Origin of the sequence: Jeongeupia chitinilytica, from assembly GCF_014652315.1 — a bacterium.
In the GTDB taxonomy this organism is placed as follows: Bacteria; Pseudomonadota; Gammaproteobacteria; order Burkholderiales; family Chitinibacteraceae; genus Jeongeupia; species Jeongeupia chitinilytica.
Window position 1 is genome coordinate 147137 of the sequence record NZ_BMYO01000002.1, and the last position, 12288, is coordinate 159424.

At 65.5% G+C, this 12288-nt stretch carries 13 protein-coding genes; 6 read left to right on the forward strand and 7 right to left on the reverse strand.

Annotated features, from left to right (window positions below):
• The first annotated feature begins 39 nt into the window (after positions 1-39).
• The 3 genes from IE097_RS03790 (at position 40) to IE097_RS03800 (ending at position 2588) form a co-directional block, all read left to right on the forward strand.
• Positions 40-1095 (forward strand): NAD(P)-dependent alcohol dehydrogenase, encoded by a 1056-nt coding sequence (locus IE097_RS03790; protein WP_189458819.1) that lies wholly within the window; start codon positions 40-42, stop codon positions 1093-1095.
• Positions 1096-1315: 220 nt separating this feature from the next.
• Complete coding sequence (locus IE097_RS03795) at positions 1316-1711, forward strand: (R)-mandelonitrile lyase (protein ID WP_189458820.1); 396 nt, start codon at positions 1316-1318, stop codon at positions 1709-1711.
• A 37-nt stretch (positions 1712-1748) separates the two neighbouring features.
• On the forward strand, positions 1749-2588 hold the full coding sequence (locus IE097_RS03800; RefSeq protein ID WP_189458821.1) for an SDR family oxidoreductase: 840 nt from the start codon (positions 1749-1751) through the stop codon (positions 2586-2588).
• Positions 2589-2603: 15 nt separating this feature from the next.
• Here IE097_RS03800 and IE097_RS03805 read toward each other — a convergent pair whose 3' ends face one another.
• The 7 genes from IE097_RS03805 to IE097_RS03835 form a co-directional block, all read right to left on the reverse strand.
• Positions 2604-3011 carry a GFA family protein gene (locus tag IE097_RS03805; RefSeq protein WP_189458822.1) on the reverse strand — a complete coding sequence of 136 codons (408 nt, stop codon included), beginning with the start codon at positions 3009-3011 and terminating at the stop codon, positions 2604-2606.
• 8 nt (positions 3012-3019) lie between these two features.
• The gene (locus IE097_RS03810; RefSeq protein WP_189458823.1) at positions 3020-3424 is read right to left on the reverse strand and encodes a ribonucleotide reductase subunit alpha; all 405 of its coding nucleotides are present in this window, start codon (positions 3422-3424) and stop codon (positions 3020-3022) included.
• Positions 3425-3545: 121 nt separating this feature from the next.
• Entirely contained in the window at positions 3546-4649 is a 1104-nt protein-coding gene (locus IE097_RS03815) for an alkene reductase (RefSeq protein ID WP_189458824.1), read from the reverse strand.
• 90 nt (positions 4650-4739) lie between these two features.
• Positions 4740-5759, reverse strand: coding sequence for an NADPH-dependent curcumin/dihydrocurcumin reductase (curA, locus tag IE097_RS03820; RefSeq protein ID WP_189458825.1), 1020 nt, complete (start codon positions 5757-5759; stop codon positions 4740-4742).
• A gap of 19 nt (positions 5760-5778) precedes the next feature.
• Positions 5779-6936: an iron-containing alcohol dehydrogenase gene (locus tag IE097_RS03825; RefSeq protein ID WP_189458826.1), complete on the reverse strand. Its 1158-nt coding sequence runs from the start codon at positions 6934-6936 to the stop codon at positions 5779-5781.
• Positions 6937-7028: 92 nt separating this feature from the next.
• A complete protein-coding gene (locus IE097_RS03830) occupies positions 7029-7622 on the reverse strand; it encodes a TetR/AcrR family transcriptional regulator (RefSeq protein ID WP_189458827.1) in 594 nt (197 codons plus the stop codon).
• A 64-nt stretch (positions 7623-7686) separates the two neighbouring features.
• Positions 7687-8577 carry a LysR family transcriptional regulator gene (locus tag IE097_RS03835; RefSeq protein ID WP_229797415.1) on the reverse strand — a complete coding sequence of 297 codons (891 nt, stop codon included), beginning with the start codon at positions 8575-8577 and terminating at the stop codon, positions 7687-7689.
• Positions 8578-8770: 193 nt separating this feature from the next.
• Here IE097_RS03835 and IE097_RS03840 point away from each other — a divergent pair, with 193 nt between their 5' ends.
• The 3 genes from IE097_RS03840 (at position 8771) to IE097_RS03850 (ending at position 12245) form a co-directional block, all read left to right on the forward strand.
• On the forward strand, positions 8771-9178 hold the full coding sequence (locus IE097_RS03840) for a DoxX family protein (RefSeq protein ID WP_308429676.1): 408 nt from the start codon (positions 8771-8773) through the stop codon (positions 9176-9178).
• A 60-nt stretch (positions 9179-9238) separates the two neighbouring features.
• A complete protein-coding gene (locus IE097_RS03845; RefSeq protein WP_189458828.1) occupies positions 9239-10024 on the forward strand; it encodes a dioxygenase family protein in 786 nt (261 codons plus the stop codon).
• A gap of 601 nt (positions 10025-10625) precedes the next feature.
• A complete protein-coding gene (locus IE097_RS03850) occupies positions 10626-12245 on the forward strand; it encodes a methyl-accepting chemotaxis protein (protein WP_189458829.1) in 1620 nt (539 codons plus the stop codon).
• Positions 12246-12288 lie beyond the last annotated feature (43 nt).

A 12288-nucleotide genomic window follows, 5' to 3' on the forward strand; every position in this document is an offset into this window, starting at 1 on the left:
AAACGATGTCCCGAACGATTGCCGATCTGGAGACCGACCATGAGTCATGAAGTGCTGGGCTATGCCGCCCAATCCCCCGAATCGCCGCTGGCGCCTTACCGATTCGTCCGCCGCGAGCCGCGGACCGACGACGTGGAGATCCGGATCGAGTACTGCGGCGTCTGCCATTCCGACCTGCACACCGCACGCAACGACTGGCAGAACAGCGTCTATCCGGTCGTGCCCGGCCACGAAATCATCGGTCGCGTCACCCGGGTCGGTGCCGGGGTGACCCGCTTCAAGCCGGGGGACCGGGTCGGCGTCGGCTGCATGGTCGACTCTTGCCGGGTGTGCAATCCGTGCCAGCGCGGGCTGGAGCAGTACTGTGTCGAGTTTCCGGCGGTGACCTACAACGGCCGCGACCGCCATGACCACAGCCCGACCTACGGCGGCTACTCCGAACAGATCGTCGTGTCGGAAGCCTTCGTGCTGCGCGTCCCCGAAGGGCTGGACCCGGCCGGTACGGCGCCGCTGCTGTGTGCCGGCATCACCACCTGGTCGCCGCTGCGGTACTGGAAAGTCGGCGAGGGCCGCAAGGTGGCCGTGGTCGGCCTCGGCGGGCTCGGACACATGGCACTGAAGCTCGCCAGCGCGCTCGGTGCCGAGGTGACGCTGTTCACCCGCTCGCCGGGCAAGGAGGCCGATGCGCGCCGACTGGGCGCCGACCACATCGTGCTGTCGACCGATGCCGCGCAGATGACCGCTGCCGCCGGGCGCTTCGACCTGATCCTCGACACCGTGCCTTACGTCCACGACCTCAACCCCTATCTGCCGACGCTGGCGATCGACGGGACGCTGGTGCTGGTCGGCTACCTTGGCGATCTGAATCCGGTGCTGAACACGGTGCCGCTGATCATGGGGCGCAAATCGGTCGCCGGTTCGCTGATCGGCGGCATTGCCGAAACGCAGGAAATGCTCGATTTCTGCGGCCGGCACGGCATCACCTCGGACATCGAGCTGATCGACATGGCGACGATCAACGACGCCTACGAGCGCATGCTCAAAAGCGACGTGAAATACCGCTTCGTCATCGACATGGCGTCGCTCAAGGGCTGACCGTTCTACGGCCACACAACGCCCTCGCTGCCGGATGCCGGCGCGGGGGCGTTGTCGTTTCAGGGCGTTGCTGTATGGCCGTTGTGCAGGATGATGCCCAATTGATGATTTACTTTCATAAGTACGTGCGGATTGGGCTACTTAATCGCATGAAGCCCGAGGGCTACATTCTCCCCATCGGCTGCCGAGTCGGGCAGCAAGGCATTCACAGGAGATCACCATGGATATCATTCGCAGCGGTTCCCGGCCTTCGGCGCGCGGCCCGGCCGAGTATTTCACCGGCACGGTGCGTGTCGATCCGCTGTTTCCGGCCAAGGCGCCGGCGCGTGCGCTGGGTGTCACCGTCACCTTCGAGCCGGGCGCCCGCACCGCCTGGCATACCCATCCGCTCGGACAGACGCTGATCGTCACCGCCGGACGCGGGCTGGTGCAGCGATGGGGCGGCCCGGTCGAGGAAATCCGCCCCGGCGACGTGGTGTGGATTCCCGAAGGCGAAAAGCACTGGCACGGCGCAGTACCGGCGACGGCGATGACACACATCGCCATTCAGGAAGTGCAGGACGGCAAGACCGCCGACTTCATGGAACACGTCGGCGCCGACCAGTACCCGGCCTGAATCCGCACCTACCGCTTCACTGAAAAGGAAGGCAACGATGAACAACATCACGGTACTGATCGGTGCGGGCGCCATCGGCGTGGCCATCGCGCGCCGGGTCGGCGCGGGCAAGCACATTCTTGTGGCCGACCTTCGCGAAGACAACGCGGTAGCCGCGGTCAGCGGGCTCGCCGACGCCGGATTCGGGGTCAGCACTGCGGTGGTCGATGTCGCGTCGCGTGCGTCGGTGCAGGCGCTTGCGCGGAGAGCAGCAGCGCTCGGTAGCGTCACCGGCGTCATCCACGCCGCCGGTGTTTCGCCGTCGCAGGCGCCGCCCGACGTGATCCTCAGGGTCGACCTGTACGGCACGGCGCTCGTGCTCGAGGCCTTCGGCGGGATCATCGCACCGGGCGGGGCCGGCATCGTCATCTCGTCGCAGTCGGGGCACCGCTTGCCGGGGCTGTCGCCCGAACAGGATCACGCGCTGGCGACGACGCCGGCCGACGACCTGCTGGCCTTGCCGATGCTGCAAGAGGTGACCGATCCGCTGAATGCCTACCAGATTGCCAAGCGCGGCAATGCCTTGTGGGTTCGTGCCGAAGCGGTGAAGTGGGGGAAGCGTGGTGCGCGGGTCAATGCGATCAGCCCCGGCATCATCATCACGCCGCTGGCCAGGGACGAACTGGCCGGCCCGCGCGGCGAAGGTTACCGGCGCATGCTGGCGCTGAGCCCGGCCGGCCGTGCCGGTACGCCGGACGAGATTGCCACGATCGCCGCGCTGCTGACGGGACCGGACGGTGCCTTCATCACCGGCAGCGACGTCCTCGTCGACGGCGGCGTGACCGCGGCTTACTGGTACGGGGCGCTGGCGCCGGACCGCCGGCCGGCGGATTCGTGATGCGGAGGGGGGCGCTCAGCGCCCGTCCTGCCATTCCGGAAAGGTGCAGACGCCGTCGCTTTCCAGCCACGGTACATCATGCGCAGTCCAGATGTGTGCCTCGGGGCGCAGGCCCGGATCGGTGTCGAGCGTCGCGACCCGCAGGATCAGGTGGGGTCGGCCTGTCCGCTCGGCGACGAGATGGCTGCCGCAGCGGCTGCAGAAATGGCGCAACTTGCCGGGCGACGACTCGAAACGCGCCAGTTGCGATTCACCGCGCAGCCAGCGGAAATGCTCGCGCCTGACACCTGCAGTGCTGGCGTAGGCCGCCGCATGCGCCTTGCGGCAGGTCCGGCAGTGACAATGTACGATGGGCAGGTCGAGCCGGTCGAGCTCGTAGGCGATGTCCCCGCAAAGGCAGCTGCCGCGCAACGGTCCGCTCATCGCCCGGCTCAGTTCAGCTGCAGGATGTCGCCTTCGCGACCGAAGGCGAGGAACTGGCCGATATGCCCGTGCTTGACCATCTCGACCATGCGTTCGAGCGGTGCGGTGGCGGCCTGGCTGTCCGGCACCCGTCCGCCGTGGCCGCCGAGTGCGGCGGCAAATACGACGTCCCAGGGCTGGCCGGTCCGGTGCGATTCGTCGCGCAGTGCGGCAAAGCCGGCAACCTCGGCCGGCAGCTTGTCGACACACATCACCGGCGCCAGTGCGCCGCCTTCGCCGCGTTCGAACCGGGCTTTTTCCTCTGCCGTTGCGTCGGCCGGCAGCTCGGCGCGGGTGAACACGAACAGCAGCCGTTGCGGCTCGGGCTGCTGGCTGGCGGCATTGAGGAAGTCGTCGAAGCTGGCAATCTGCATGGTGAGGTTCCGGTCCGTGATTGCACCATCGTGGCACAGCCGGGGCGTTTGCGGCATAGGCCAAAGGTAGGGGCATGAAAAAAGCCCGGCCAGGCCGGGCTTCGGCGCGAGTGGACGGTGTTCAGTCCGCCAGTGCCGGGTAGTCGGTGTAACCGTGCTCGGCACCACCGTAGAAGGTGCTCTGGTCCGGCGTGTTCAGCGCCGCGCCACGGCGGAAGCGCTCGACCAGATCCGGGTTGGCGATGAAGGGCCGGCCGTAGCCGATCGCGTCGGCCGTGCCACCGGCAAGGCGGGCTTCACCGGATTCGGCGCTGTAGCCGCCGCACGTGATGATCGCACCGTTGAAATGGCTGCGCAGCGCGGCGCGGAAGGCGTCCGACAGCGGTGCGCCGCCGACCCAGTCCGGCTCGGCGATGTGCAGGTAGGCAAGACCGCGCTTGGCGAACTCGGCGGCCAGATACGTCGCCATCGCTTCGGATTCGGCGTCCTGGATGTCATGGGCGACGAAGTTCGGCGACAGTCGCACGCCGACGTGGTCGGCGCCGATTTCGCCAACGACGGCATCAATCACTTCGAGCAGCAGCCGGGCACGGTTTTCAAGGTTGCCGCCGTAGGCGTCGGTGCGCTGGTTGCTGTTGGTCGACAGGAACTGGTGCAGCAGGTAGCCGTTGGCCGAATGGACTTCGACAAAGTCGAAACCGGCGCGTTTGGCGCGTGCTGCGGCGGCTGCGTAGGCGGCGACGATGCCCGGCAGCTCGTCGGCCTCGAGCGCGCGCGGCGTGTCGGTCTGCACGTTGGCCGGCGTGCCGTCTTCCTGCACGACAAAGCTCTTGGCGCCTTCGGCGCGGATCGCCGACGGGGCGACCGGTGCCTGGCCGTTTTCCTGCAGAAGGTGGTGCGAAATCCGCCCGACGTGCCACAGCTGCAGCGACAGCCTGCCGCCCTTGGCGTGTACGGCGTCGACGACGTCCTTCCAGCCGGCTTCCTGTGCATCGGTGTAGATGCCCGGTGTCCATGCGTAACCCTGACCCTGACGCGAGATCTGCGTGGCTTCGGTGACGATCAGCCCGGCGCTGGCGCGCTGGGCGTAATAGGTGGTGTTGAGCGCCGTCGGCAGATCGCCGGGCTGGGCGGCGCGCGAACGCGTCAGCGGTGCCATGACGAGGCGGTTGGCGAGCGTGGCGTGGCCGATGGTGAGCGGGGTCAGCAGTTTGTCGAGCGACATGATGTCCGTCCTGTAGGGGATGAAGGTGCGGTAAGGGCGCGTGCCGGCCGGGCCGGCACGCAGTACTGCAAAACGCTTGGGTCTTCGTGATCAGTCGGCGATGCGGACGACGACCTTGCCGAAGTTTTTGCCTTCCAGAAGCCCGATCAGCGCGGCCGGCGCGTTGGCCAGCCCGTCGACGACGTCTTCGCGGAACTTCACCTGGCCGCTGGTCACCCACGGCGCCATCGCGTCGAAGAACTCTTGGTAGCGGTGGCCGTAGTCGTGCCAGATGATGAAGCCCTGCATCCGGATGCTTTTGGTCAGCAGCGTGCCCAGCAGCAGCGACGTGCGGTCCGGTCCCGGTGGCAAGGATTCGGCGTTGTAGTGCGAAATCAGTCCGCACACCGGCACGCGGGCGCCGACGTTCAGCCGCGGCAGCACGGCGTCGAACACCTTGCCGCCGACGTTTTCGTAATACACGTCGATGCCGTCGGGCGTCGCGGCGGCGAGGTCGGCTTCGAAGCTCGGGCTGCGGTGGTCGACGCAGGCGTCGAAACCGAGTTCGTCGACGACATAGCGGACCTTGTCGGCACCGCCGGCGATACCGACGACGCGGGCACCCTTGAGCTTGGCGACCTGGCCGACGACCGAGCCGACCGCGCCGCTGGCGGCGGCGACGACGACAGTTTCACCAGGCTTGGGGTTGCCGATGTCGAGCAGGCCCATATAGGCGGTGAAGCCGGGCATGCCGAGCACGCCCAGCGCCAGCGACGGCCGGGTCAGCGCCGGATCGAGCCTGGTCAGGCCTTCGCCGTTCGACAGCGCGTAGGCCTGCCAGCCGCTGAACGACAGCACCAGATCGCCCGGTGCGAAGTCCGGGTGGTTCGATTGCTCGACCCGGCTGACGGTGCCGCCGACCATGGTTTCGCCGAGGCCGACCGGTGGTGCGTACGACGGGCCGTCGTTCATCCGGCCGCGCATGTACGGGTCGAGCGACAGGTAGAGCGTTTTCAGCAGCACTTCGCCTGCGCCCGGCGCCGGCAGCGTTTCGGTTTCAAGGCGGAAGTTGTCCGGCGTCGGCGCGCCCTTGGGGCGGGATGCCAGAACGATGCGGTGGTTGGTCGTCATGGGTGTGCTCCGTTGCTGATCAGAGGGCGGCTTCGAGCACGCGGCGGCTGACTGCCGGCGTGACGTCCTGCTTTTCGCCGAGGGTGGTCATGCCGTGCGCTTCGAGCTGGCTGACCACCGCATCGACCGCGTCGGTACCGAGGCCGTAGTCCGACAGCGTGGTTTTGACGCCCATGGCTTCGAAGAACTCGCGGGTCTTGGTGATGGCGGCGTCGATGCGTTCGTCGTCGCTGCCGTCACGAATGCCCCAGACGCGTTCGGCGTACTGGACGAGCTTGGCGCGCTTGTCGGCACGGCGGATCTGCAGCATCGCCGGCAGCACGATCGCCAGTGTTTGCGCGTGGTCGAGCTCGTACAGCGCGGTCAGTTCGTGGCCGACCAGATGCGTTGCCCAGTCCTGCGGCACGCCGGCACCGATCAGGCCGTTCAGTGCCATCGTCGCGGCCCACATCAGGTTGGCGCGCACCTGGTAGTCGTGCGGTGTCGCCAGCGCCTTCGGACCGACTTCGATCAGCGTCTGCAGCAGGCTTTCGGCAAAGCGGTCCTGCACCGGGGCGTCGGTCGGGTAGGTCAGGTACTGCTCGACGACGTGGACGAAGGCGTCGACGGCGCCATTGGCGACCTGGCGCGGCGGCAGGCTGTAGGTCTTGGTCGGGTCGAGCACGGCGAACTTCGGGAACACCTTGGCTGTGTGGAAGGGCAGCTTGGTCTTGGTCGCTTCACGGGTGACAACGGCGCCCTGATTCATTTCCGAACCGGTGGCCGGCAGTGTCAGCACCGCGCCGAGCGGCAGGGCGCTGTTCACGACCGCGCCGCCGCTGGTGAGGATGTCCCACGCGTCGCCGTCGTACTGTGCGGCAGCGGCGACGAACTTGGTGCCGTCGACGACCGAGCCACCGCCGACGGCGAGCAGGAAGTCGATCTTCTCGGCCTTGACCTGCGCCACGGCCTTCAGCAGCGTCTCGTAGCGCGGGTTCGGCTCGATGCCGGCGAACTCGAACACCGTGTGGCCCTTGAGTGCGGCGAGCACTTCGTCATAGGTGCCGTTCTTCTTGATGCTGCCGCCGCCGTAGAGCACCAGCACGCGGGCGTTGGCGGGGACCAGCGTGGCCAGGTCGGCAATGCGGCCCTGACCGAAAACGATGTGGACGGGATTGTAGAAGTCGAACGATTGCATGGTGTGCTCCGTAGGATTAGACCGGTCGTCTAGTTGTCGGGTCAAAGAAACGGCACTTGTGGTGCCGTCATCGGGTGGATACAGCCGTGGGCTCAGTCGCTCACGTTCAGCATGGTGCGGGTGGCAGCCAGCGCGGTCTGCAATGCGCTGTCGTCACGGCGGATCTTGGTCAGAAGGCTGGCGCCGAGCCAGAGTTGATACAAGGTTGCGGCGGTGTGTTCGGGATCAAGTGCCGCCGGCAGCGAACCGTCGGCGAGGCCGGCTTCGACCAGCTTCGCCAGCCGGGCGACGACGCGGCCGGTGCCGCTCCGGATCGTGTCGCGGATCGGTTCGGATAGGTCCGAGACCTCGGCCGAGAGCTTGACCACGAGGCACTGCTCCTCGCAGCGGCAGGTGCCCTGCGTCGACAGCCAGCCGTGCCAGTACGCCATCAGCCGCGTTTGCGCGCTGCGGCCATCGTCGGCAAACAGCACGTCGAGCTCCTTCAGATAGTTGCTGAAGTAGTGCTCGAACAGCTCGTTGCCGAACTGCTCCTTGGATTTGAAGTAGTGGTAGAACGAGCCCTTGGGTACGCCGGCGGCGGTCAGGATCTCGGTCAGCCCGACCGCGGCAAAGCCTTTGCCGAGGATGATGGCTTCGCCGGTATCGAGAATGTGCTGCTTGGTGTCGGGTTGTTCATGTTTCATGCTGTGCACTTTAATTCGAGTAGACCGGTCGGTCTAGTGTTGTTTGCCGTGAAACGACGAACGGTCAAAGCCCGGCATCCCATGGCGGCGCGTCGCCCCAGGCGGCGGCGAGGAAATCGACGAAGCTGCGCACCTTGGCGGACAGGAAGCGCCGGCTCGGATAGACCGCCCACGCGGTGTAGTCGGGCAGGGCATGGTCGGCCAGCACGCGCACCAGCCGGCCGTCGCGCAGCGCATCGCCGACGAGGAAGGTCGGCTGGGCGATCAGCCCGGCGCCGGCGATCGCCGCCTCGACCAGCACGTCGCCGTTGTTGGCGCGCAGGAAGCCGTTGACCTCGACGCTGTGCGGCGGCGGGCCGGCGAACTCCCAACTGGTGCCGCGATCGGTGTAGCTGTAGCCGAGGCACTGGTGCCGGCCCAACTCATGGGGCGCCGCCGGCGTACCGTGGCGGGCCAGATAGTCCGGCGCGGCGCAGACGACGACGCGGACCGGCGCCAGCCGCCGGGCGATCAAGGTCGACGCCAGTGGCTGGCGGCTGATGCGCAGCGCCAGATCGTAGCCTTCATCGACCAGATCGACGACGCGGTCGTTGACGGCCAGCTCGATGCCGACCTGCGGCTGCAGTGTGCGGAACCGGGGCAACAGCGGTGCGAGGTGGCGGATGGCGAACGACACCGGGGCGTTGACGCGCAGCACGCCGCTGGCGATCTGGCTGGCCGAGCTGACCGCCGCTTCGGTCTCGGCCAGCTCGGCCAGCAGCGAGACGCACTGAGCGTAATAGACCCGGCCGACCTCGGTCAGCGACATCGTCCGCGTCGTGCGCTGCAGGAGTCGCACGCCAAGATGCGCTTCCAGTTCGGCCAACTGGCGCGATACGGCGGTGGTCGACTGTTCGAGCCGCTCGGCGGCGCGCACGAAGCTGCCGGCGTCGACGACGGCGGTAAATACCTGCATGGCGGCAAAGCGGTCGATGGTCGTGCTCCGACGGTAAAAATCTGATTGTTGCGAATTTCGGGATAATCAATCACATGATCGCATATTTATCCTGATCCGGACCCGGCCTAAAGTGGCACCACTGCAACGGCACATGCCGAACCGCCTGCAACAGACAGGCCGCCACTCAAGCCACTATCCCGAACGGAGCCCCATGATGATCGACCAACGTACCGCCCCCTATGCCGCCTTGCTGCTTCGCCTTGCCCTTGGCGTGATGTTCCTGGCCCACGGTTTCACCAAGCTGCTGGTGTTCACCCTGCCGGGCACCGCGCAGTTCTTTGCCTCGGTCGGCTTTCCCGGCTGGCTGGCGTATCCGACGACGTTTGCCGAAATCGGCGGCGGTGCACTGCTGATCCTCGGCGTGATGCCGCGCCTCGTTGCCGTGCCGCTGACCCTGCTGCTGGCCGGCGCGTCGACGGTCCACTTCGGCAACGGCTGGTCGTTCAGCAATCCGAACGGCGGCTGGGAATACCCGGTGTTCCTGACCGTGGCCGCCGCGGTGCTGGCGCTGCTCGGCGACGGCAAGCTGGCCCTCGTGAAGAGCCCGGCCAGCAAGTAAATCCACAATCCCGAACCCGGATGGCCGATGGCCGTCCGGTGTCGCGCCAGGAGAACGATGATGACCCGACTGCCTACCTTCTATGTTTCCCACGGTTCGCCGATGCTGGCGCTCGACCCCGGCCACACCGGCGAGGCCTGGACCCGGATCGCAGCTGGCTTGCCGCGTCCGCGTGCCATCGTCATGGTCTCGGCGCACCACAACGCGACGATCACCACGATCGGTTCGGCAGCTGCGCACGACACGATCCACGATTTCTACGGCTTTCCGGCCGCGCTGTACCAGCAGCGTTACGACACGCAGGGTGATCCGGCGCTGGCGCAGCAACTGGCACACGGGCTGGAAGCGGCCGGCTGGCCGGTGCAGCTCGACCCGCAACGCGGCCTCGACCACGGCGGCTGGGTACCGCTGAAATCGTTCTACCCGGCCGCCGATATCCCGGTGGTGCCGTTGTCGATCAATGCCCGGCAAAGCCCGGCATGGCACTACCGGCTCGGGCAGCTGCTGGCAACGCTGTTGCCGGACGATGTGCTGCTGATCGCCTCGGGTAGCCTGACGCACAACCTGTACGAATTCGAGCCGGGCTTCGACGGTGCGCCGGCACTACCGTATGTGACCGCATTCCAGGACTGGATGCATGACCGGTTGCAGGCTGCCGATCTGGACGCGCTGCTCGATTACCGGCATCGCGCACCCGCGGCCGAGCGTGCCCATCCGACCGAGGAGCATTTGCTGCCGCTGTACGTGGCACTGGGGGCTGCCGGCGAACAGACGCAGGCGCTGCGTCATTACGACGGGGTGACCGAACGCATTCTGGCGATGGATGTCTACGGTTTCACCAGGTGAAAGTTTTGTTCTGATGGAGTCTGAAAAAATTGATCCGGATTAAAGCCGGCGCAGCAATGCGCCGGCTTTTTCTTTTTACCGGTTTCCGATTCCGTACGGGTATTTGCATGCCGTTTGCATCGGCAATCCGGCCTTCGAACCGGGCCGGCAATGACCGGGGTATGGATACCAGTCTGTGCGCAAAGCGCGGTGATATCCGTTCTCGGTAGGTCAGGGTCGAGTCATTCAAGATATGTATCTTATTTAAGTAAATGATTTTTATGGATAAATAAACATTTATTCAATGAAAATGACCGCATCGGTGTGGCGTGCTCCGGCTTCAATGCACAAAAAAAACGCATTGGCACCACCCGTTCGGGTGGCAAGCGCAAATGACGTTGTCACGTATTGACCAATATCAATGTCTGTCCGAATCGCCGTTGTTGGCAGTGGCCGCCTTCACTATTCTGCGGCGGCAACATGGCGATGTAATGAATCATAAAAAACCGAATGTCATGTTGTGTATTTCTCATTGTTTCTTACAAATACAGGGCGTGGAGCGCAGCATGAAATCTGGTATCTATCGGACATCGGGAAGGCCGGCCCGAACGGGAGTACGGTCATGAAAATCACAACCAAGCTGGTATTGCTGAATGCGGTCGGCATCGTGACGTTTGCCTTGTTGCTGGGCACCGTTTTCGTCACCGTCTCCGCCGTGAAGGAAGACGCCTACGACATCACCGAAAATATCGTGCCGACACTGGCAACCGTGCCGGAAATCAACCAGAACTTTGCCGAGGCGCGCCGTCAGGCCCTAATGTGGGCGTCGGTGGGGCCAGCCGACGAAAAGGCGGTCAAGGAGAGCTTCCTCGCTGCGCGGGCAAAGCTGGACCAGTCTCTGCATGCCTATGACAAGGCGATCGAGCTCGATTCGCCGGACATCAAGGATCAGGACCGGCAGTTGTTCAATGTGGTGATGGATGCCACCAAAAAATGGAATGCACTCGGTGATCAGCTGATGACCATCGAAGGCAACGAGGCGCAAGTCGATTTCGTGCGAAAGGTCACCTCGCCGGCCGCCGACAAGGTGTTTGTGGCCGTGACCGATCTGGTCAGGTTCAACGTCGACCTGGGCAAAAAGGGCAGCGAAAAAGTCGGTGCCGATCTGCGTCTGTTGTATGCCGTGGTAACCACGATCGGTGTGGTCGGCTGTATTGCACTGCTCGTGATCGGCTTCGTCATTTCCCGCAGCATTTCGCAGTCGCTGGGGCGCCTGCAGCGCGAAACGGCCGACATCGGCAGCACGCTCGATTTCTCGCGGCGCTTTGCCGCAGGTTCGCGTGACGAGATCGGCGTGACGGCGACCGCGCTCAACGGTCTGCTGGCCATCGTCCAGCAGAGTCTGGGAACGATCGGCGACGTGAGCCGCAATGTCGGCATGCGCGCGTCGGAACTGGCAACCAACACGCAGGAGTTGTCCGCCGCCAACGAGATGGTCAGCAGTTCGTCGTCGGCGATGGCCGCGGCGGTCGAAGAGGTGACGGTCAGCATTGCGCACGTGGCCGAGCGCTCGCAGGAAACGCGCGTGCTGGCACAACAGGCCGGCGATCTGGCCGTGACCGGCGGCGAGGCGATTTCCGAGGCGATCCGGAAGGTCGACCGGATTGCCGAGCGGGCCAACATGACCGCGCAGCAGGTCGAGGCGCTCTCGCAGAAGGCCGAGAACATCAGCACGGTGGTGACGGCCATCAAGGAGATTGCCGAGCAGACCAATCTGCTGGCGCTGAACGCCGCCATCGAGGCGGCACGCGCCGGCGAGGTCGGGCGCGGTTTTGCGGTGGTCGCCGACGAGGTGCGCAAGCTGGCCGAGCGGACCGGCACGTCGACGCAGGAAATCGCCCGGACCATCGAGCAGATGCAGAGCGAGGCGCTGCACACGGTGACGGCGATCCGGCTTACCGTAGAAGAGGTCGCCGCCGGCGTGAGCCATGTCACCTCGGCGGGCGAGGTCGTGGCGCAGATCAAGGACAGTGCCCAGGCGGTGCTGTCGAGCGTCAACGACATCTCGGATGCGATGCGCGAGCAGAGCATGGCCAGCAACAGCATGGCGCAGGAAATCGAAAAGGTCGCGCAGATGACCGAAGAGACCAGTGCCAACGCGCAGGGCACCGCCGATGTCGGCGGCCAGCTGCACGGCTACAGCCAGGAACTGCTTGGCGTCGTGGCGCGTTACAAGGTCTGACCCCGATCCGGCTGCCGAGGGTGGCCGGCGCGTGACTGGAGAT